Raw genomic sequence first — 22,097 nt, forward strand, 5'->3', positions numbered from 1 at the left:
TTATTCCCCTTTACCCTGCTTGCGTTTTTTGAACCAGCTGCGGAACGATTCACCATCGCCCTGCGGTAGATCGCGTGACTCGGTCCAGGCTTTCAGGCCGATGTTCACCGGCAGCTTGCCGTTGCGGATCAGGCCGCTGGTGACCGTGGCACCGACTTTCACCGTGCTGCTCCACAGCAGTGGGCGGGCATTGATAAAGTTGAAGGCACCCACGGCTGCACGCTCGAGCAGCGGCGTCTGATCGGACTCTGCCATCTTCTCGCGGTGTTTGAGCAGCAGATCAGAGAGCGGGATCTTCACCGGACACACGTCATGACACGCGCGGCACAAACTACAGGCGTACGGTAGCTCTTTAAAGTCGTCATAATCGCCCAGCAGCGGCGACAGAACGGCGCCAATCGGACCGGAATAGATCGAGCCGTAAGATTGGCCGCCGATATGACGGTATGCCGGACAGGTGTTGACGCAGGCAGCACAACGAATACAGCGCAGAATGTCGCGGAACTCAGAACCGAGGATCTCGGAGCGGCCGTTATCGACAATGACCAGGTGGAACTCTTCCGGGCCATCGCAATGCTCATCTTCGCGCGGGCCGGTCAGGGCCGTGACATAGCCGGTCAGCGGCAGGCCGACGGCGCTGCGACACAGTAGGCTGACCATGATATCCAGCTCTTCAAAGGTTGGAACCATCCGTTCCATGCCCATCACCGCAATATGGGTTTTCGGCAGGCTGGTCGACAGGCGGGCGTTGCCTTCGTTGGTCACCAGGGTCACGGTGCCGGATTCGGCGACGGCGAAGTTACAGCCGGTGATGCCGATATCAGCCTCGAGGAAATCATGGCGGATGTAGTTCCGGACATAGCGGGTCAGCTCTTCCGGATCGTCGGAGCCGTCATAGCCGATTTTGTCTTTGAACACATCGCGGATTTGCATCCGGTTTTTGTGCAGGGCTGGAACCACGATATGTGACGGTGGATCGCAGTCATCAACCTGGAGAATGTATTCACCGAGATCGGTTTCTACCACTTCGCAGTCATTGCGCTCAATGATCTGGTTCAGGCCGATCTCTTCAGTGACCATCGACTTGGACTTGACGACTTTTTTGGCATTTTTCTGCTGGATAATGCCTTCGACATATTTGGTGGCTTCTTCGGCCGTTTTGGCGAAGAAGACGTGGCCGCCGTTCTTCTGAACGTTGTCGCTCAGTTGCTGTAAGTAGTAATCCAGGTTTTCCAGTACATGGTTGCGGATGTCCATCCCCATCTCACGCCACTCTTCCCAGTTGCCAAGCTTTTCGGCAGCAATCGCGCGGTTGGTAAACATACGCTCTTGAGCGTTGGCGACCGATTTGCGCATGAATTCGTCTTTCATCTGAACGTCAATACGTTCCTGAAAGTTGACCTGACTGGTTTTCATCGACATAACAACGCCCCTCTTAACGGCTCATCAGCACATCGACAATGTGCATCACTTTGATCGGGCGACCTTCGCGGGTCATGCGGCCACCAATGTTGATCAGGCAACTGATATCGGCGCCGATCAGGTAGTCTGGTTCAACCGTGCTGATGTGGTGAACTTTCTCTTTCACCATCTCACCGGAAATTTCGGACATTTTGACCGAGAAGGTCCCGCCGAAGCCACAGCAGGTTTCCTGGTTTTTGATTGGCACCATTTCCAGCCCGTCAACATTGGCCAGCAGGCGCAGCGGCTCTTCACGCACGCCCAGCTTACGGATTAGGCTGCAGGACGGGTGATAGACGGCGCGACCTTCGAGGCGGGCACCAACGTTGTCGACACCCAGGATGTTGACGATAAACTGGGTCAGTTCGTACAGGCGATCGGCCAGTTTCTGTGCTCGGGCTGCCCACTCCGGCTCATCGGCCAGGTATTCCGGGTAGCGTTTGATCGAGGCGGCACATGAGCCGGCCGGGGTGACGATCAGGTGATCATTCTCCTCAAACGCCATAATCATATTTTTCATTGCCGGTTTGCTGCCTTCAATGTAGCCACTATTCAATGAAGGCTGACCGCAACATCCTTGTTTTTCAGGAAAGATGATTTCGCAGCCAAGCTGTTCCAGCAGCTCGACAGTCTTTTTGGCAACTTCGGCTTTGACTGTGTCGCACAGACAGGTGGCAAAAAAGTTTACCTTCATGATATCGCTCCAGTGACGGTTGAACCGTGGTTATCTTTTTATTATATCTTCAGTGACCGGCGGTAAATTTCCGCCGGCATCGGGATTGCTCAGTCGTGCTTAGATAAAGGCACTGACCAGGCCGACAATCACCCCGTAGATCACCATAGGGACCACGGTACGCTTGATGATGTAGCCTTCTTTGTTGGCAATCCCCAAAATGGTTGAAACAGCGATGATGTTATTGATACATACCATGTTCCCCATCGATGCGCCGACCGATTGCAGGGCCAGAATTGTTGTTTCCGGCAGACCGACTGTGTGGGCAATGGTCTGTTGGATCCCGCCGAACGTCAGGTTCGAGACCGTCGCAGAGCCGGAGAAGAACGCGCCCAGCGCACCCAGGTAGGAAGCAACCCACTGCCAGTTGGCACCCATCAGATCAGCAAAAGCTTGGCCTGTGGTCATGATGGGTGAACTCTCATCACCGACCATCATAAACTTCACCATGATCAGGGCACCGACCAGGGCGATGAACGGGATTTTGATCCGGCTGGCCGTTTCTGTGAACGCCTGCTTGGCCAGTTGGCCACTCATGCCCAGCACTGGAATGGAGATCAGCACCACCAACAGAAATGGGATCAGCGCTGGAACATACAGAGTCTTATAGGCCCAGCTGGTGTCGGTACCCAGAATGTTGCTGAGTTTGAAGATCAGCGCCTGGCTCACACTCAGGTCGGCAAAACCCAGGTTGAAATTAAACATCTGAGTACTGTCGTTCAGCATCCCTTTGATACCCAGCTGCTGAATGCGGGTCACGATCAGGATCCCAATCAGCATCAGAGTCGGGCTCATAGCTTTGAGTACAGTCCCGAACGGTATTTTTTCCGGTTTGGCATGCGTGCTTGGTTCCTGTGTTTCCAGGCCAACATTCATGCGGGCCAGTAGGATTGACAGCGACAGGCCGATTGCTCCGCCAACCAGAGCCGGGAACTCATAGTTCCACTGTGCGAACAGCCAGTAAGGCAGAGTACAGGATACGATGCTCAATTGGATGAACAGCAGGTTACGGCGAATGGCTTGCCAGCTGACCACAAATTTCAGCGCGATGATCGGAATAATGAAAGCGGCAATGGCATGAAGCAGGGCAGACTGGCGACCGGTTTCCAGCAGGGCGGTTTCATCCAGGCCCAGGCCGGCGAGGCCAAACCAGGTCGGGGTGCCGACGGCGCCGAAAGAAACCGGGACTGAGTTCATCACCAGCGCCAGAATCGCGACTTTCAGGGGATTGAAGCCGAGGCCGACCAGAATTGGGGCGGCAATGGCTGCTGGCGTCCCGAAGCCCGAGGCACCTTCAATCATAAAGGCAAATGCCCAACCGATGATCATCAGCTGCGCGACCTGGTTACGGCTGATCCCTTCCAGCCACTGGCGGATCACATCTTCGGCACCGGACAGGGCGATGACGCGGTTAAGCAGGATGGCACCGGCAATAATAGAGATAGGGGTGATCGCAGACAGCATGCCGGAAATCATGTTGGCAGAAAGCAGGGTGGCATCTGTCCCAAAGTAAAAGAGTTGCAGCAAGCCGATAATCAACGCGGTGACCGGCAGTGCGATATGTGACGGTAGCGAGTTGCGCTTGGTCATCATCCAGATGAGGAGCAAGATCGGTACGACAGATATTGCAAGGTTTAACATGAATTATCCCACTCTATATAGGTTTGTGTTCTTGTCGTGATTTGACGTTATTTTTCTAATTGTCAGTTGCGGGTGGTTTCCAAACGACCCGGCCACATTGTGGGGGGAGTATTCTAGGAGGGAAAATCTGTGTGGCTATTAGTTTTTAAATTGTTAAATGTATGACAAATGATGGGTTTGTGACAATTCTCCGAATGTTAAAAAAATACGGGTATCAACATTGATTTAAATCAATGGCTTATAAGTAACCCCACCTGTCACTCAGGCTTATTGGTTTAGATTTGGAAACAATAAATTTTCGATTGTTCATTAATGATTTTGGTGTTTTTTTAACGGGTTTTGGGTTGAATTTTCTTAATTGGGAATAGTTATTATTTGTTTTGGCTCTAAATGTTGTAATTTTACGACAGGTTTGGCGCTTTATTGCTGGATATTGTGACGCTTTACCTACACTGTAAGAGGGAAAAAACATCAAATTTGGCACCGGAGGAGATGCATGAATAAACCCAGGTTGATCGTATTTTATGATGGTGCCTGTGAAGGGTGCGTGAAAGACCGGGCGCGTTATGAGCGCTGGCTCGGACGGGACACCGCGCGAGTACACTGGTTCGATATTACGGATCAGGAAGCGCAATTGGAAGCGCGCGGTATTGATCCGGCACGGGCATTGCGCGAGCTACACGTTGAAGATCAGCGTGGTGTCGTTCGGCGTGAGCTGGATGCTTATATTCTGTTATTTTCGCTGATCTGGTGGCTCAAACCCCTGGCCTGGTTAGTCAGTTTGCCGGGGATCCGGCCGCGGGTTTCTCGCTGGTACCGGAGACATGTCGATGCGCGGCTGAATCGCGATGGACGCGGATAGTCTTGATTGTGGTGGTTTGTATTGTGGTTGGAGCCTGTACTCTGGATAAGTCTGCTGGGTTCACCTCAACCACTGTCTATGTGTAATCAGCACGTCCGGCAGACAGAGATTGAGAGCAAGTTGCTCAGGTAATTATTCTTCTTTCAGTTGCTCATCGATGATGTTGTGGAGAAACGAGAGTGCGGCGCGGTGGTCATTGCGGCTCATGAACCACTGTTTCTGATTGGTCTCCAGCGGTAGGAGTTCCAACCAGCGCTGACACACCCAGGTGGTGTCATTGAAGTCGGGCTCCGGGTAGTTGGTTGCGTGTTCCGGGTACTCTTCAAACAGCGCCTGCAGACTGTGGGCTATCCCCCGATCGGCAAACTTCACCGTCACCGGCGACCAGTTTTTGATGGGCGAGATATCGCCAAAGCGGAGTCCGTCATCCTCCTGCCAGTGATCATTGATCACGAACTTTTCAACCGCCTGGACCGTGATTCCGAGTAGGCCGTCGGAGAGGCGCTCAAAATCGGTGATGATAGTTCGGGTGCCAAAATGGCATAAAGCGTCGCCATCTTTCATACAGAGACCAAAGCCTTCGCCGGATGCCATCGCCAGTTTGACCAGGCGAATGTAGCGGGGCTCAAAAATTCTCAGTTTGCTGATCCCACCCGGCAATAAGTAAAGCTGTAACGGAAAAAGGGGTAGCTGCATAGTATTAGCCTTTACTGACGTATTATTTTGATTGTGACGTTAGCCATAGTATAAGCAGACAGGATTGGGAATCTGTCTGCTTTTCGATACTAGCCAAGAGTTATCAAAATTGCGGAAGTAAGACGGCTAAGTTCCTGTTGATTAATGATAAATGGCGGCATGATGTAGACAAGTGTGCCAAAAGGGCGAATCCAGACACCTTGGTCGACAAAACGCTGCTGAATTTCAGCCAGGTCGACCGGTTCATGCAGCTCTACAACGCCGATGGCACCGAGCCAGCGGACATCTTTCACGGTTTTAAGCTTGCCAATTTCAGGTAAAGTTTCCGCCAGCTGTTTTTCAATGCTTTCAACCTGTTGTTGCCACTCACCGGTTTGCAGTAGGGTTAAGCTGGCATTTGCCACGGCACAGGCCAGTGGATTGCCCATAAAGGTGGGCCCGTGCATGAAACAGCCGGCAGCGCCGCTGCAGACAGTATCGGCGACGTGCTTAGTGGTCAGGGTTGCTGACAGGGTCATGTAGCCGCCGGTCAGGGCTTTGCCGACACATAGGATATCCGGGCTGATCCCGGCATGCTCGCAGGCAAACAGTTTCCCGGTGCGGCCAAATCCGGTCGCAATCTCATCAGCGATCAGCAGCACGCCATACTCATCGCACAGCTCGCGAACCCGCTGGAGGTAGGTTGGGTGATAGATCCGCATTCCGCCGGCCCCCTGGACAATCGGCTCAAGAATGACCGCTGCAACCTCCTGGTGATGGGTATCTAGCTGCGCAGCAAAATCCCGGATGTCGTCTTCTTGCCAGTCCTCGCCAAACCGGGTGGTTGGCGACTTGGCAAAAATATGCTCAGGCAGAAACCCTTTGTATAGCCCGTGCATCGAGTTGTCCGGATCGGTCACCGACATCGCAGCAAATGTATCACCGTGGTAGCCATGACGTAGGGTGAGGAACTTAGGCCGCTGCTCGCCTCTGGCATGCCAATATTGCAGCGCCATTTTCAGTGCAACTTCCACCGCAACCGAGCCTGAATCGGCCAGAAAGACCTGCTGCAACGGCTCGGGGGTCATCTCGACCAGTTTGCGGCACAACTCAACGGCCGGCTGGTGGGTGATCCCGCCGAACATTACATGGGACATCTGGTCGATTTGCGCTTTGGCGGCGTTGTTGAGTTGCGGATGATTGTAGCCGTGGATCGCCGCCCACCAGGAAGACATGCCGTCGACCAGCTCCCGGCCATCTTCCAGTTTCAGTAGGACGCCGCTGGCGCTTTCTACCGGATAGCAAGGCAGCGGGTTGAGCGTTGAGGTGTAGGGATGCCAGACATGCTGCTGGTCAAATACCAGATCAATTGAGTTGTTTGTTTTTCGCACAGTTGTAAACCCGGGTTCTCGTTTGTGGTTGACAGTCTACTAGGTAACAGTAGACTAGCCAAGCATAAACCCTTATCTGAATCGCGGTTTAATCGGCTGATTCACGAAGAAATAGAATAAAACAATTTGCTGTTCGGTCTCTGGCCCTATTGAAAGTTACTGGTGCCGAATTGTCTTAACCTGAGAGGTGATTACACGTGGAAGTACGTCACGATTGGACAGTCGAGGAAGTACAAGCGCTATTCGACAAGCCGTTTATGGATCTGGTGTTTGAAGCACAGCAAGTGCACCGTCAGTATCACGAGCCGAACAAAGTTCAGGTCAGCACCCTGCTGTCCATTAAGACCGGCGCGTGCCCGGAAGACTGTAAGTACTGCCCGCAAAGCGCGCACTACCGCACTGATGTTGATCGTGAGCGTCTGCTGGAAGTAGAACGTGTGTTAGACGCTGCCGGGAAAGCCAAAGCATCCGGCGCGACTCGTTTTTGTATGGGCGCCGCCTGGAAAAACCCGAAAGAACGCGATATGCCGTATCTGTTGGATATGGTGCGTGGGGTCAAATCCATGGGGCTGGAAACCTGTATGACGCTGGGGATGATCACGGGCGATCAGGCCAATGAGCTGGCCGATGCTGGTCTGGATTATTACAACCATAACCTCGACACCTCGCCGGAGTATTACGGCAATATCATTACCACCCGGACTTATCAGGATCGTCTCGATACCCTGGGCCATGTGCGTGATGCCGGGATGAAAATCTGCTCGGGCGGGATTATCGGGATGGGGGAAAGTGACCGTGACCGTGCCGCATTGCTGGTCGAGCTGGCGAACCTGCCGGTTCATCCGGAAAGTGTGCCAATCAACATGCTGGTCAAAGTTAAAGGCACGCCGCTTGAAGATGTCGATGATGTGGATCCGTTTGATTTCGTGCGCATCATTGCGGTGGCGCGTATCATCATGCCGCTATCGGCCGTTCGCCTATCGGCCGGCCGTGAAGATATGAACGAGCAGATGCAAGCACTGTGCTTCATGGCCGGGGCCAACTCCGTGTTCTACGGCTGTAAATTGCTGACAACCCCGAACCCGGGTGAAGACAAGGACATGCAGCTGTTTGCCAAACTGGGGATTAACCGCCAGGAGCAGGCAGCCAAGCCGGATGAAGTTCAGGAGCAGGAGCTTCTCGGCCAGGTGGCACAGCGCGTGGCAGCTCGTCCGGGGAAAGATGATCTGTTCTATGATGCCTCGCTTTAAGCAACGTATTGATCAGGCTCTGGGCGAACGTCAAGATCAGGGCCTGTATCGTCAGCGGACCTGCCTTACCCGCACTGCGTTACAGACCATGGGGCCGGATGGCGCCATGATCAATTTTTCCAGCAATGACTATCTGGGGCTGGCCCAGGATCCGGAGTTGATTTCAGCTTGGCAGGAAGGGCTGTCGCAATATGGTGCCGGCAGCGGGGCCTCACCGCTGGTGACGGGCTTTCAGACCCCGCACCAGGAACTCGAAGCCCTGCTGGCCGACTGGCTGGGTTTCGATCGCGCGCTGCTGTTCAGCAGTGGCTTCAGCGCCAATCAAGCGCTGCTGTTTTCCTTACTCCAGGCCGACGATTTTCTTCTGCAGGATAAACTCAACCATGCCTCGCTGATGGAAGCCGGTAGCCTGTCTCCGGCGACAATGCGCCGTTTTCCCCATAACGATATGCAGGTCTTGCAGCGTCTGCTGAAGCGTTCAGATGCAGCAGCCGGTGACCGGCTGGTCGTGACCGAAGGGGTGTTCAGCATGGACGGGGACCTTGCCCCGCTGGCTGAGATCCACACCCTGACGCGGGCGCACCAAAGCTGGCTGGCCGTCGATGATGCCCATGGTTGCGGCGTCTTGGGGGAAGAAGGCCGTGGCAGCTGCGATTTCGCCGGGATCCGGCCGGATATTTTGGTGGTGACGTTTGGTAAGGCATTCGGGCTTCAGGGGGCGGCGATTTTATGTGATCACGGCACCGCTGAATATTTGGTGCAATTTGCCCGGCATTTTATTTACTCCACTGCGATGCCACCGGCCCAGGCACATGCCCTGAGCACGGCTTGCCGTTTGATCCGCCGGGATCAGTGGCGGCGGGACAAGCTGGCGGAGCTGAGCGCGCTGCTCAGTGAACTTGTTGATCCGGCAATTGCGCTGCAATCGACACCGACCCCAATCAAGCCGTTGATCATCGGCGGCAGTGAGCAGGCTGTTGCGGTATCGACCGCGTTGCGAGAGCGGGGGATCTGGGTGAGCGCGATCCGACCGCCGACCGTGCCGGCAAATAGCGCGCGGCTGCGGATCACATTGACGGCTGCCCATAGCCAGGCTGACGTAAAAAAACTGGCACACAGTATGAACGAGGTGATTCATGGCGAATGAAATGAATGCAGTCACTCAAACATCGACTCCGGTCCAGATTGGAGCCCCGCCACAGCCCCACGACAAACGGGCGATTGCTGAGGCATTTGGCCGTGCTGCGGATCATTACGATCAGGCCGCGGCCTTTCAGCGCTTGGTGGGCCATCGTCTGCTTGAACAACTCCCGGCGCTCTGTCAAGCCGGAAGCCGAGCCCTGGATTTGGGATGCGGCACCGGGTATTTCACCGAGCAGCTTCTTTGCCGTGGTTATCAGGTGTGTGCGGCCGATCTGTCGGTTCAGATGCTGGTGAAGGCCGGACAGCGCTGCGGCGAACGGGCGACGTATCTGGAAGCCGATGCGGAAGCATTGCCACTGGACGATAACCAGTTTGATCTTGCATTCAGCAGCATGGCCCTGCAATGGTGTGACGATCTGGCAACGCCGCTCAAAGAGCTGAAACGGGTGGTCAGGCCGGGTGGGTTGATAGCTTTTACTACCCTGGTTGACGGCTCGCTTCATGAGCTGGCGGCGGCTTGGGAAGAGGTTGATTCACGTCAACATGTGAACCGGTTTCTGTCGCAAAAGGAGATAAACCTTGCGCTGGCGCAAGTTGGGGGGTCAGCGGATCTCCTAGACTTTTCACCAATCACTATGCATTACCAGACGGCTGTTGAGCTGATGAAAGATCTCAAAGGGATCGGCGCGACCCATCTACATCAGGCCCGAAAATCAGGGCTTGCCGGGCGTCAAACCATCCGTGCCGTCGAACGTGCTTATGATGCGTTTCGTGACAGTCGCGGACAGTTGCCGGCGACTTACCAAGTCTGCTTTGGAGTAATTACAAATGATTAAGGCTTTTTTTGTTGCCGGAACGGATACCGATGTCGGCAAGACGGTCGCTTCCCGTGCGATTTTACATGCAGCCGGCAAGGCAAATATTCAAATCGCCGGTTTTAAACCGGTCGCTTCAGGAAGCAAGATCACTGAAGCGGGCGTCCGTAACTCAGATGCGCTGTATCTGCAGGAAGCGTCTGTGGTGCCTTTGACCTATGATGAAGTCAATCCGTACGCTTTTGAAGAGCCCATCTCTCCCCACCTGGCTGCTGAGCTGGAGCAACGGACAATTGACTTCGGCGTGTTGTCTCAAGGGCTGGCTGAGCTTCAACAGAAGGCGGACATGGTGCTAGTCGAGGGAGCTGGTGGCTGGCGCGTCCCCGTCAGTCATGAAGATTGCTTGTCGAGCTGGGTGAAACAGGAAAAGTTGCCTGTGGTGTTGGTGGTCGGTGTGAAGCTGGGCTGCCTGAGCCATGCAATGCTGACGGCAGAAGCGATTGAGCACGACGGCCTGGAAGTTGTAGGCTGGGTTGCCAACCGGATTAATCCGGGCACAGAGCACTACGCAGAAATTATCCAGATGCTGGAGCAGAAACTCCCCGGGAAAAAGCTGGGTGAAATTCCTTATATGCCGGGGATCAAAAAGCGGAACCTGGCAGACTATATCGATTTAACGCCACTTGGGCTGGCTGTCGAGGCCTGAAGTTCGTCAGAGTATGGCAAGTTCAATCGCCACCAAAGTTGAGTCATAAAAAGCCCTGCAGGTAGCTGCAGGGCTTTTTACTATGGTGTGTCCCGTCCCCTGTCCTGAGCGGGGTTAGTATTAGTATAATTTGTTGCCATCCCAGCCAAAGAGTAGCTTTAGCGAGATTTCTTGAGCAGGGTCGGCAGACAGTACCAGGCTGCTGCAAAAGCAATCAGGGTGTAGGCCAGCAGCTCGGTGCCTTCTTCGGCCAGGTTTTTCACCGGACGTATGTAGGCATCCTGCATCAGGGCTTGCCATAAATCGCCCATGCCGAACAAGCGGGCAAAAACCAGCAGCGTCCCCATCCCGGCCAGCATCAGGCCAAAACTACGGTGTTGGGTATAGTCGATCAATGGCTGTGTCGTGACGGCTTTATGCCGGACCCCGTAGATGATAGCACTGGTCGCTAACAACCATGCCGGATATTTCCAGAAGCCGTGGCTGATCAGATCAAACAGGCCGTCGAGTTCGCGGATCATCAGCATGTAGAAAAAGGCGCTGGCCAACACAGCAAACCCGCGCTGACTTGGTCGGCGAATTGCCACTGCTGCGAACAGGCTACCGGTCAAGAACAGGTAGGCTTCCTGGAGGTATTCAATCAGTGAATTTTCACCGGCGTTGCCGCTGATATTCACTACTTCCAGGTGGATCACCGCTGCCGATGCTGCCAATAAAAGCGCCAGGGTAAAAAACAGCGCACCCGGCAGAACCATTGGGTTCATTGGCTTGACGATGATTGCTCGGCGCTGAGAGTGTTTTGAACGAATCAGAGTAGATTGCATAGTATGCACCATTGTATTTGCCCGGTGGACATCCAAGTCGTTTAGGAGCAGTTCGTATGACAAATAATTGTGGTTATTATGCTAAGGAGAAGCTGAATGCGACCTGTACTGAAATGGTGACGTTGGTCACAATAAGAGTAGCGGTGAGTGGGAGGGCTGTCATCAGAGTGAAATAAAAACGCCCTTACAAAAGTAAGGGCGCTCATTCATTCGATAGGGATATTTGGGAGCCTTAGGTGGTGATTAACCTTCTTGCGTCAGCCCCAGTAAAGCGTCATGGGCATCTGACAGAGAAGCCTTGCTGGCTGCGTCGATCCCTAGTTCACGGTGAGCTTCGTCTGTGGTCATCCCCAGGTGACAGCGCAGGATATCAATCGCAACCTGGTAGTTCTGGTTATCGGCCATCATTCCTCCATGAAATTTGACAACGGTATATGTAATTTAAAGTTGTATGCTTGAGACGATAGTAGAACGCGCCTTGCCTTTCAATAAGACTAAAGTCTAAACCTGTGCTTGTTTGACGCCAGTCACGGGATGTCAGGGATTTCGGGTGTACGCGTCAGGTTTTCGACTGCCCCCGAGAAGGTGGGGCTGCTGATGAACCTATCCTTACGAAACGTAACAATTTCCTCCTTTCCCTTGTAATTACTTTGAACGACCATACTATTAATATTCCTGTAAGGTGTTCCCTTATATCGCTGAACAACAGCTCTTTCTGATTGATTGGAGATAATTAAAAATATGAAGCGAATTGCATTGTTCCTGGCAACAAACCTTGCCGTGATGCTGGTCTTCAGTGTTGTCCTGAACTTAGTGTATGCCTTTACCGGCCTGCAGCCGGGGAGTCTGAATGGCTTGCTGGTGATGGCGGCGCTGTTCGGGTTTGGTGGATCGTTGATTTCACTGTTCTTGTCAAAGTCGATGGCTTTACGTTCGGTCGGCGGGATGGTGATTGAGCATCCGCGTAATGAAACGGAGCACTGGTTGATGGAAACCGTATCCCGCCAGGCGCAGCAAGCGGGGATTGGTATGCCGACGGTTGCAATCTACGACTCGGCCGATATCAACGCTTTTGCCACCGGCGCCAAGCGGGATGACTCGCTAGTTGCGGTGTCTACGGGGTTGCTGCACAGCATGACTCGTGACGAGGCAGAAGCCGTTCTGGCGCACGAGGTCAGCCACATTGCCAATGGTGACATGATCACCATGACCCTGATGCAAGGGGTGGTGAATACCTTTGTGATCTTTATCTCTCGTTTGATTGCCGGGGCAATCAGCGGGGTGAATGATGAAGAGGGCGAGGGTGAAGGCGGTAGCTTCCTGGCTTATTTCGTGGTCTCGACCATCCTGGAAATCCTGTTCGGGTTCCTGGCGAGTATCCTGACCATGTGGTTCAGCCGTCATCGTGAATTCCGGGCGGATGCCGGTTCTGCGAAGCTGGTTGGCCGCGATAAGATGATTGCAGCGCTGGAGCGCCTGAAAGTGAGTCACGAATCGCAACTGGAAGGTTCGATGATGGCTTTCGGGATCAACGGTAAGAAATCGCTGTCAGAGCTGTTCATGTCTCACCCGCCGCTGGAAAAACGGATTGATGCCCTGCGTCGCGGGACACACCAGTAATTACGCTGTCAGCCCGTTATTCATCAAGGCCCTCTGACCAAACCGGTCAGAGGGCCTTGTTGTTTGGAAGCCGAAAACAACCAATGATACGTCGGGGCTATTTGGCAGGCGCCAGGCGATACAGGTTGCCGCTATCGGTGGCAAAATAGATCCAACCTTCCGGGCTTTGCAGCAGGGCCCTGATGCGCTCATTCAACGCACCGACCAAACGCTCGACCTCCCGGGTTTTCCCATCATCACTCACCGAAATCCGGTTGAGGTGCTGGAGTTTCAGCGCGCCGGCAAACAGATTTCCACGCCATTTCGGAAATGCTTCGCCGGTGTAGAGCAGCAAACTACCCGGCGCAATTGACGGTACATAAACGGTGCGTGGCGACTCAATACCGGGCTTTTCCTCAGCTTCACCCACATCCAGTGGCCCCCAGTACTCTTTACCATGCGAGGTCACCGGCCAGCCGTAATTTCGTCCCTTCAGAATCAGATTGATTTCATCGCCGCCGCGCGGCCCGTGCTCGATAGACCACAGGCGCTGGTGCGCCGGATCGTAGGCCATCCCCTGCGGATTTCGGTGGCCGTAACTCCAGATCTCCGGGCGCGCCGTCGTTTGATTGACAAACGGGTTGCTGCCGGGCACCGAGCCGTCCAGGTTCAGCCTTATGATACTGCCGGCATGGGTCGTGAGATCCTGGCCATTGGGTCGCTCTCCGCGATCTCCGACCGAAAAAAACACATGCCCTTGCTGATCAAAGGCAATCCGGCTGCCGAAGTGACGGCTGGTACCGGTGGCTGAAGTGGTCACCAGCAGATCTTGCCAGTTGGTGAGATTGTTTTGCGTCAGGCGGGCTCTGGCCAGGGTGGTGACGGCGCCATCTTGGGTCGGTTTACTGTAGGTAAAATACAGCCAGGGTTCACTGCCGATCAGTTGGTTGCCGATCAAAAGTGAATCCGGGCTGATCGCGACATCCAACAGGCCGCCCTGACCCCGGTAGGCGACTTTGGGCAGCCCGCTGATCCGGGCTTGTTTTCCGGTGTTGAGGTCGAGTTTGAGCGCGGTTCCGGGGCGCTGGGTGATGATTAACTGTTCTGGTGCGATCCAGGTCATGCCCCAGGGCGAACCCAGGCCGTCTGTGATTTTGGTGATCTCCCAGTGCTGGCCTTCACTGACGCCACGCAGGATTGGGGCCGCAAAGCCCTGCAGCGGGATCAGGAGCAGGATGAAGCAGACAATGGCGTTCGCTTTGCTGCCGCGCAGAGCCGAGGCGCGTGAACGGCGCCAGGGAGCTATCGAACTCAATAACCAAGTACGCATCCGGTTTGTTTTCATCGGGGTCCTTCCTTTGGGTCAGATACCATGGGTTGAGCTTGGCGCGCTTTAGGCTGAAGATCAATGCAGGGAAGCCTCGGGCTTGAGGTGTGTCGCAATGATATCGGCCAGGCTACGAAGTCCATTCAGCCAGTGTGGCGTTTCCGTAAACGTGGCGAAACTCAGGCGAATGCAATGCTGATAATGCGGTTGGGTGCTGAACATGGTGCCGGGCAGAATGCTGATATCCCGCGCCAGTGCCTGCCGATAGAGTATTTCACTGTCCGCGTGCTCGGGCAGGGTGAGCCAGCATAAAAATCCGCCTTCGGGCTGGCTGATCAGATATCGCCCTTGCAGCCAGGCATATTGGTCGAGCGACTCACAAAGTATCCGGGTAAACTGGCGTTGTTTGCGGGCGTAGCTGCGGCGAATTTTGTGTAAGTGCTGACGATATTTGCCGCTGCTGAGAAACGCACCGACGGCGGATTGCATCAGGTTCAGGCTGCCCATGTTATCGGTCATCAGCCGCTTCTCGATCACCGGTTGGTACTTGCCGGCTATCACCCAGCCGATCCGCAAGCGCGAATCCAGAGTTTTGGACAGCGAGTTACAGTAAATCACCCGATCCTGCGTATCCAGCGTTTTGAGCGGTGGCGGTCGACGGCCGTAGGCCAAATCGCCGAACACGTCGTCTTCGATAATGGGGATCTCGCCGGTCATCGCCAGCAACTGACGTCGATCCGGCTCTGACATCAGGTACCCGGTCGGGTTGTTGAAGCTGGGGTTGAGAATGATCGCCGAAACGGGCCAGTTGTCGAGCGCCTTAGCCAGAGCCGGCAGATCAATGCCGTGGCTCGGGCTGGCCGGAATTTCGATGACCTGTAATCCCAGCGATTCGAGCAACAGCAGATTACCGAAGTAACAGGGCGATTCCACCAGCACAATATCGCCCGGTTGGGTCAGCGCCTGCAGGCTGAGACTGATCGCCTGCTGGGCGCCATGGGTGATGAGTAACGCCTGGGCGGACGTGGTGATGCCAAGCTCCTGGTTGATATAGACCAGCTGGCGTAACAACACTTCATTGCCGGGGGGCAGCTGGTAGTGGCTGGGAATATGGGTTTGATAACGACTGTGGCGGCCGATTTCGGCATACAGACTGCGGATGGCCGGAAAACTGGTATCCGGATGGGCAGAGCCGGTAGCGAGAACCTGTCGGCTCGGCGGCAGGCTCATGATGTCTTTGCTCAGTGTCATCAGATCGACATAGCTGGGCTCGGGTTGTGCCGCGTGGGCGATGGCTGGCTGGGCGATGACATAGCCGGAGCGGGGAAGCGCTTCAATGCGCTGGTTGGCTTCCAGCTGCTGATAGGCGCGGATCACGGTATTTTTGCTGATCCCCAGTTGGGTGCTGAGGCTGCGAATCGACGGTAGTTTATCCCCGGGCAAGTAGCTTTGCTTGTCGATCCGCTGGTTGATCAAATCAATCACATCCTGGTACTTCTTGGTCAAAACCGGCTCCTTGCACTCATCTGTACCCTAAAAAATATCTAAATCTGTCTCTATTTAATTGTTTGTACCTCATTAAAGTCATGTCTTACAAATCAATTTCACGGAAAGCAGGTTATGGCGACGCGTTTTATCCCTTTCATTTTTGTCATCTTGTGGAGCTCCGGATTTATCGGTGCCCGGTATGGCTTACCGTATGCGGAGCCGGCCACTTTTCTGGAGCTGCGAATGCTTGCGAACGTGGCGATGTTTCTGATCCTGACCGTGGTCCTTCGGGCAAGACTGCCAACCGGGCGCGCGATGGGTCACTCGATGGTTGCCGGCGTATTGATCCACGGATTTTACCTGGGCGGGACCTATCAGGCGATTTCCTTAGGCATGCCGGCCGGGCTTTGCTCACTGTTGGTCGGGTTGCAGCCGATCCTGACGGCGGTGTTGATGGTCGGGATCTATAAGTCCCAAATGCGGCTGATGCAGTGGTTCGGGCTTGCGCTTGGCTTTATCGGGATCAGTCTGGTTCTGCAAGGCAACATGGCCTGGCAACAGGAAGGCCACCGGGAAGCGGCGTATGTCTTTACCTTGTTCGCCCTGCTTGGGATCACTTTGGGTACCTTGTACCAAAAGCGTTTTTGCCAGGGTGTGGATCTGATTGGCGGGGCCGTGTGGCAATATGTGGCGGCCGGCCTGCTGTTCGCGCCGGTTGCACTGTTGACCGAAAGCCGGGTGGTGCAGTGGACCCCTGAATTTATTTTCGCGCTGGTCTGGCTGGTGGTGGTGCTGTCGGGAATTGCCATTTTACTGTTGCTGTACATGGTTAAACATGGCGAATCGGCTAAAGTTGCCTCGACTTTCTATCTGGTGCCTCCGATGACCGCATTTCAGGCCTGGCTGATGTTTGGCGAATCCTTCGACAGTTATGGCGCGTTGGGTTTCCTGCTGGCTGCAGTGGCCGTGTATCTGGTGATCCGCCAGCCGAAAAAGTCAGCACAGTCGATGCCTGAGCTGCAAACCCAGCGTCCGTAACGGATGGTATTTGAAGCAAACCTGCCAGGTTACGCCCGAAATGCCGGAGAACTGAGCACTTGGTCAAATCAGGTATTTACAGTCTGAACCGGGCTGTGTATCATGCGCTCCACTTACGGAGAGATGGCTGAGTGGTTGAAAGCACCGGTCTTGAAAACCGGCATACGTTTATAGCGTATCTAGGGTTCAAATCCCTATCTCTCCGCCACATTAAAAAGCCCTGTCGTCAGACAGGGCTTTTTTCGTTGTGCGCCGAGCATGGCGTTGTTCTAGGAGGTGAAAGTCCTCTACGGGCTCAGTCGAGCGAGAACCGTTAGCCTATGCAAGGGTGCCCACCGTGAGGTGGGATCTGAAGGAAGCAAACGGCAAAACTTGGGTGTGACGAACAGAAACCTGATAGTAGGCCAGTACAACTTGGGTAACCTAGCAATATATAGAACAGCCCAATGCCTCGACGGGAAGTGTGTACGGGTAAATCAGGCACAGCCAAGGGAAAGAACAACGTCTTACCTCGGGAGATCTTACGACCTGTCTCGGATGAGACTAATACAACAGTGATGTTGTGTGACGGGTAATAAGAAGTCAGCAGAAGGCATAGTACCTTGGGGAAGTACAACCCAAGGGAAGGCCGGAACTGAATATATCAAGAAGCAGTCACTAGACACTCAATCATGTGGGGTCATAGCAAGATGAACAACATCTCTACGTACTACTGGGCAACACCGCAAGTGACGCTCATGGCCACGAAGAATGACAAGCATGATCGGCGTAGACAGGAGGACGAGTCTTGGTGACCTCAACTCAGTTGATGGAGCGGATCTGCTCCTCAACAAATCTGAACCAAGCCCTGAGAAGAGTGAAGAAGAACAAGGGATGTGCTGGGGTTGATAAACTCGACATAACAGCGACTATCTCGATGCTTCGGCAGTCTTCTAATGGGCAAGCGCTCCGCCAGAGCCTTCTGGACGGGAGCTACCAACCGCAACCCGTTCTGGGTGTAGAAATTCCCAAACCTAGCGGGGGAGTGAGGCAGCTAGGTATCCCAACTGTACTTGATAGGGTAGTCCAACAGGCCATTACCTCAGTACTGACAGATATCTACGAACCTCAGTTTTCAAGCAACAGTTATGGGTTCAGGCCTAACCGCAGTGCCCACCATGCATTGGTGGCAGCAAGCCACTACATCAGGGAGGGGCGGGGTTATGTAGTCGACATAGACCTGGCGAAATACTTCGATACTGTGAACCACGATAGACTGATGCACAGGCTATCGGAGGACATCACAGATAAACGGGTCCTGAAGCTGGTCAGGTCATACCTACAGGCAGGCATAATGCGAAACGGGTTAGTTGAGCAGAGGCAACGAGGGACGCCACAGGGTGGACCATTATCTCCGCTGCTATCAAATATCGTATTAGATGAGTTGGATAAAGAGCTTGAGCGAAGAGGGCATAAGTTCTGCCGATATGCAGACGACTGCCAAATCTACGTGCACAGTGAGGAAGCCGCCAATCGAGTAAAAGCCTCAATCACGGAGTTCTTGGAGCAGAAACTGAAACTCAGGGTTAACCGTGAGAAAAGTGCGGCAACGAGAGTGACAGAGCGGACTTACCTAGGCCATCGCTTTCAACGAGATGGAAGCATCCATATCTCGAAGACAGCACAAACTCAGATGAAGAAGCGAGTGCGTCAAATAACGAAGCGGAATCGAGGGCGAGAGTTGAAGACAGTCCTAGTCGAACTCACTCAATACCTAAGAGGTTGGCAACACTATTTCAAGCTTGCCATACGGAAAAGCGCGATGCAGCGCTTGGATGAATGGATAAGGCGGCGCTTACGGTGCTATCGCCTCAAGCAGCGCAAGCGCAGATACAGCATAGCGACATGGTTACGCCAAGAGGGTGTAAGCGAACGCAATGCGTGGAAGCTGGCGATGTCAGATAAAGGGTGGTGGCACTTGGCTTTATCGCCCCAGCTCAATCAGGCCATGCCAATGAAATGGTTCAAGGAGATGGGTCTGTACTCGTTGCGAGATGGGTACGAGTCACTGAAAATATATTCGGAACCGCCGTATGCGACCCACGCTTGTACGGTGGTGTGAGAGGACGGAGGCCGTGAGGCCTCCTCCTACTCGATTCAGGTGATGTGCCTGAGTGTCGGGATTTGAAAAATCCCTCCATACCCCGAGCGCTCCGCCACATTTAATAAGTCAGCTTAACAGCTGGCTTATTTGCATCTGTCGCTTGGCAAAGAAATAGATAGGATGCGACCCCTAGAGAAGCGAGTACGGCGAGCCTTCAGCCGAGCGAAGCGAGATAAGGTTACCAGCCGAGAATGACTGCCTTGGCTTTCAGCCCATGTGCTTACCCGAGCGGGTCTACAACGCTCAGAATGGCGAACACGCGCTGAGCTGTACTTATCAACAGTTATAAGTGAAAACCGCCAATTTCTGCGTATCCCGGGGGACTTAACGAGACAGGAATTGCTTGCTTTGTTTAACATAAAAAACGCTATCTGATTGATAATTATTGATTTTATATGTCATGTTGGGTGCATATGCGGTCTCGTTAAATCACAATGCTTCGTTTGCACGGACGATTCAAGCTAGATGATGGTATTTTGGTGACATAACCAATTGAATACGGTGATGCTTTGTGACTATAGTGTGTCAAATTGCCAGTGCGGTAGCTGCGTGAAACCGAGCATGCTGCACAATAAGCTGTTAGTTTCATAATGTCACCTATGCACAACTGAGTGCATATGTTATTCTTTTTTCATGAAATAAGCCCTAAAGTTATACATGGATGAGTGATGAGTAACGTAATTTCAGTTAGCAGTTTGCCGTATAATTTGCCAAGCAATGAGCAAGAACAATTAAGAATATTAGCTAAAATAATCGATTTTAAACCCGAACTACTTGTTGGGGCTGGAAAAGTAGAAGTAGATGCGATTTGTTCCATGATCTTGTATAGACATCTCAGTCAGAAGCAACGAGTAGATGCTATGAAACTGATACGAAGTGTTTCGAACAGAGCCTTAATGGGAAAATTAGTAACAGGAGCGTTAGACACTACTTTTGTTAACCCACAATATGGCATGTGGTCAATGACTGAGAAAGAGTTACAGTCTGATAAAGATTTTCATAGCTTTTTAGACAATTTCGCTAGTTATGTAGGTATTGGTGCTTCAAGCCTTGGACTCAAAGACCTATACAAGGAATCTAAAGCTAGAGGTAAACTTGGCAGAGGTGGTTTAGCTATGCTTGTCATTTGGGGAGCTGTTGCGTTTAATAAGTCTGAATTAAAAAAAGTTAATACAGAGCTAGAAAATCGAAGTGTACGATTGGTTTCGGGGCTTCATCAATGATTTCAAATATTATTTCTTATGTGCTTGTCACTGTCTTCGCTATATGGTTGTGGAATGATGCTCCAGCTCAACATAGAGATAACCTGTTCTATGTGGCTGTAGTATGTTCTCAAATCGGTTTCTTTATTTATTCTCGAAAGTTAGAGAAACTTAAAAATAAGGTAAAAGACTTGGAAAATAAGCACTCTCTAGAAACAAAAAACTAACACATATGAGCCTTCTCACCTTAACAGGGCTTCATGGACTCCCCTAGCTGTCAACAACAGCGTCAAGGTTTGGGACTGCCGCTCTACATTCGGTCTGTTTATTGGCACTGATGCCATGATCCTGATGACAGGACGCGGTTGCGGTTCCTCATTCGTTAGAAGGCATCAAACGTGCCCGACGCTCGACCAGATTTTGCACCATAAACTCAGCCGATCAGTGTTATCGCCAAGACTGGCGATCACTGCCCGTGTTGAATAGCCACCGACTTGATAGACACCTTTTAGTTAGACAAAATGATTAGCAGAGAGGTGCTTATGAGCAGCAAGCGATACCCAGAAGAATTCAAAGTTGAAGCCGTCAAACAGGTTACTGAAAAAGGTCATAGTGTAGCCGATGTGGCAAATCGTTTAGGGACTACCACGCATAGCCTTTATGTGTGGATTAAACGCTACGGGCCAGATTCCTCCCAATATCAAGCCAAGTCCGATGAAAGTGCCGAAATTCGTCGACTCAAAAAGGAGCTGCAAAGAGTCACCGAAGAAAGGGACATATTAAAAAAAGCCGCGGTGTACTTCGCAAGCCAGTCCGACTGAGGTACGCCTTTATCAAAGCCAATCAAGCTGTTTGGCCTGTTCGACGTATGTGTAAAGTCCTTAGCATCCACCCAAGTGGTTATTATGCCTGGCTTAAGCAACCCGATAGCAGACAGGAGAAACGGCGTAAATACCTTTTCGGACTCATCAAGCAGTTCTGGCTGGAATCTGGTGGCGTTTATGGCTATCGAAAAATATACAGTGATTTACGTGATGAAGGTGAATGTTGCGGTATCAACCAAGTTCACCGCTTGATGAAACGAGAAGGCTTACAGTCGCAAAGAGGATATCGAAAACCCAGGCCCAAAGTGGGCACAGAGAATGTCGTTGTTGCGAATAAGTTGGCCAGGGAGTTCAACCCGACTGCTCCAAATCAGTCTTGGGTGACCGATATCACGTATATAAAAACTCACGAAGGTTGGCTATACCTCGCAGTCGTCGTTGACCTGTTCTCTCGGAGAGTGATTGGTTGGTCGATGAAAAGCAGAATAACGAAAGAGCTGGTGTTGGACGCGCTCCTGATGGCGATATGGCGACGCTCACCGTCAGAGAAGGTACTCGTGCATTCCAATCAAGGAAGCCAGTATACAAGTCATGACTGGGATAAATTCTTAAAGCAGCACGGTCTGGAATCAAGCATGAGCCGTCGGGGCAACTGCCATGACAATGCGGTAGCTGAAAGTTTTTTCCAGTTACTGAAAAGAGAAAGAGTGAAGCGAAAGATCTATTCCACTCGGGAAGAAGCGCGGATGGATATCTTCGAATATGTCGAGATGTTCTACAACGTCAAACGCAGACACGGTTCCAATAATCAGTTGTCACCAGTAGAATATGAAAAGCGGTATGAAGAAAGGTTAATTAGTGTCTACTGAGTCGGTGGCTATTCAATTGCAGGTTTAGCTTGTGGTCCGGGAGCGCCTGTATGTGTAAGTGTGGGTGCATTTATAGGTGGCATATTAGCCGCATTTGGAGTTAGTA

At 52.7% G+C, this 22,097-nt stretch carries 19 protein-coding genes and 1 tRNA gene; 11 read left to right on the top strand and 9 right to left on the bottom strand.

The features are described from left to right. The 3 genes from NNL38_RS05850 to NNL38_RS05860 form a co-directional block, all read right to left on the bottom strand. Positions 1 to 1,422, bottom strand: coding sequence for a LutB/LldF family L-lactate oxidation iron-sulfur protein (locus NNL38_RS05850; RefSeq protein WP_255390087.1), 1,422 nt, complete (start codon positions 1,420 to 1,422; stop codon positions 1 to 3). Between the two features lie 13 nt (positions 1,423 to 1,435). Next, positions 1,436 to 2,155, bottom strand: coding sequence for a (Fe-S)-binding protein (locus NNL38_RS05855; protein WP_255390088.1), 720 nt, complete (start codon positions 2,153 to 2,155; stop codon positions 1,436 to 1,438). 99 nt (positions 2,156 to 2,254) lie between these two features. Further along, positions 2,255 to 3,835: an L-lactate permease gene (locus NNL38_RS05860; RefSeq protein ID WP_255390089.1), complete on the bottom strand. Its 1,581-nt coding sequence runs from the start codon at positions 3,833 to 3,835 to the stop codon at positions 2,255 to 2,257. Between the two features lie 496 nt (positions 3,836 to 4,331). On the opposite strand from NNL38_RS05860, the gene NNL38_RS05865 reads away from it, so the two are divergent. After that, a complete protein-coding gene (locus NNL38_RS05865) occupies positions 4,332 to 4,697 on the top strand; it encodes a thiol-disulfide oxidoreductase DCC family protein (RefSeq protein WP_255390090.1) in 366 nt (121 codons plus the stop codon). Between the two features lie 132 nt (positions 4,698 to 4,829). Here the strand turns inward: NNL38_RS05865 and NNL38_RS05870 are convergent, their stop codons facing one another. Next, positions 4,830 to 5,393 (bottom strand): LON peptidase substrate-binding domain-containing protein, encoded by a 564-nt coding sequence (locus NNL38_RS05870; protein WP_255390091.1) that lies wholly within the window; start codon positions 5,391 to 5,393, stop codon positions 4,830 to 4,832. 89 nt (positions 5,394 to 5,482) lie between these two features. Then, a complete protein-coding gene (gene bioA / locus NNL38_RS05875) occupies positions 5,483 to 6,742 on the bottom strand; it encodes an adenosylmethionine--8-amino-7-oxononanoate transaminase (RefSeq protein WP_255390571.1) in 1,260 nt (419 codons plus the stop codon). Between the two features lie 218 nt (positions 6,743 to 6,960). On the opposite strand from bioA, the gene bioB reads away from it, so the two are divergent. From bioB to bioD, 4 genes are read left to right on the top strand one after another with little or no spacing between them, the layout of a single operon-like run. Next, the gene (gene bioB, locus NNL38_RS05880; RefSeq protein ID WP_255390092.1) at positions 6,961 to 8,013 is read left to right on the top strand and encodes a biotin synthase BioB; all 1,053 of its coding nucleotides are present in this window, start codon (positions 6,961 to 6,963) and stop codon (positions 8,011 to 8,013) included. After that, positions 8,000 to 9,160: an 8-amino-7-oxononanoate synthase gene (gene bioF, locus NNL38_RS05885; protein ID WP_255390572.1), complete on the top strand. Its 1,161-nt coding sequence runs from the start codon at positions 8,000 to 8,002 to the stop codon at positions 9,158 to 9,160. The genes bioB and bioF overlap by 14 nt, the downstream gene beginning before the upstream one ends. After that, positions 9,150 to 9,992, top strand: a complete 843-nt coding sequence (gene bioC, locus NNL38_RS05890) for a malonyl-ACP O-methyltransferase BioC (RefSeq protein WP_255390093.1) — start codon at positions 9,150 to 9,152, stop codon at positions 9,990 to 9,992. Before bioF ends, bioC begins: the two co-directional genes overlap by 11 nt. Next, positions 9,985 to 10,677, top strand: a complete 693-nt coding sequence (gene bioD, locus NNL38_RS05895) for a dethiobiotin synthase (RefSeq protein WP_255390094.1) — start codon at positions 9,985 to 9,987, stop codon at positions 10,675 to 10,677. Before bioC ends, bioD begins: the two co-directional genes overlap by 8 nt. A gap of 158 nt (positions 10,678 to 10,835) precedes the next feature. Here the strand turns inward: bioD and NNL38_RS05900 are convergent, their stop codons facing one another. Continuing rightward, entirely contained in the window at positions 10,836 to 11,501 is a 666-nt protein-coding gene (locus NNL38_RS05900) for a hypothetical protein (protein ID WP_255390095.1), read from the bottom strand. Between the two features lie 243 nt (positions 11,502 to 11,744). Then, positions 11,745 to 11,906, bottom strand: coding sequence for a hypothetical protein (locus NNL38_RS05905; protein ID WP_255390096.1), 162 nt, complete (start codon positions 11,904 to 11,906; stop codon positions 11,745 to 11,747). 336 nt (positions 11,907 to 12,242) lie between these two features. Here NNL38_RS05905 and htpX point away from each other — a divergent pair, with 336 nt between their 5' ends. Beyond that, a complete protein-coding gene (htpX, locus tag NNL38_RS05910; protein WP_255390097.1) occupies positions 12,243 to 13,121 on the top strand; it encodes a protease HtpX in 879 nt (292 codons plus the stop codon). Between the two features lie 97 nt (positions 13,122 to 13,218). On the opposite strand, the gene NNL38_RS05915 is transcribed toward htpX, so the two are convergent. Together NNL38_RS05915 and NNL38_RS05920 are read right to left on the bottom strand one after the other, a co-directional pair. Next, entirely contained in the window at positions 13,219 to 14,445 is a 1,227-nt protein-coding gene (locus NNL38_RS05915; RefSeq protein ID WP_255390098.1) for a PQQ-dependent sugar dehydrogenase, read from the bottom strand. A 60-nt stretch (positions 14,446 to 14,505) separates the two neighbouring features. Next, complete coding sequence (locus tag NNL38_RS05920) at positions 14,506 to 15,933, bottom strand: aminotransferase-like domain-containing protein (RefSeq protein ID WP_255390099.1); 1,428 nt, start codon at positions 15,931 to 15,933, stop codon at positions 14,506 to 14,508. A 114-nt stretch (positions 15,934 to 16,047) separates the two neighbouring features. On the opposite strand from NNL38_RS05920, the gene NNL38_RS05925 reads away from it, so the two are divergent. The 5 genes from NNL38_RS05925 (at position 16,048) to NNL38_RS05945 (ending at position 21,991) form a co-directional block, all read left to right on the top strand. Continuing rightward, on the top strand, positions 16,048 to 16,953 hold the full coding sequence (locus NNL38_RS05925) for a DMT family transporter (RefSeq protein WP_255390100.1): 906 nt from the start codon (positions 16,048 to 16,050) through the stop codon (positions 16,951 to 16,953). Between the two features lie 117 nt (positions 16,954 to 17,070). Then, positions 17,071 to 17,161: transfer RNA gene (locus NNL38_RS05930), tRNA-Ser, on the top strand. Positions 17,162 to 17,761: 600 nt separating this feature from the next. Beyond that, on the top strand, positions 17,762 to 19,054 hold the full coding sequence (gene ltrA / locus NNL38_RS05935; protein ID WP_369414611.1) for a group II intron reverse transcriptase/maturase: 1,293 nt from the start codon (positions 17,762 to 17,764) through the stop codon (positions 19,052 to 19,054). 710 nt (positions 19,055 to 19,764) lie between these two features. Continuing rightward, positions 19,765 to 20,319 (top strand): hypothetical protein, encoded by a 555-nt coding sequence (locus NNL38_RS05940; protein ID WP_255390101.1) that lies wholly within the window; start codon positions 19,765 to 19,767, stop codon positions 20,317 to 20,319. Between the two features lie 521 nt (positions 20,320 to 20,840). Then, positions 20,841 to 21,991 (top strand): IS3 family transposase gene (locus NNL38_RS05945; RefSeq protein ID WP_255390102.1). Its coding sequence is split into 2 segments (ribosomal slippage): positions 20,841 to 21,078 and positions 21,078 to 21,991, totalling 1,152 coding nucleotides; the frame shifts between segments, so codons are not numbered across the junction. The last annotated feature ends 106 nt before the right edge of the window (positions 21,992 to 22,097 follow it).

It is taken from the genome of Photobacterium atrarenae (genome assembly GCF_024380015.1).
Taxonomy (GTDB): Bacteria; Pseudomonadota; Gammaproteobacteria; order Enterobacterales; family Vibrionaceae; genus Photobacterium; species Photobacterium atrarenae.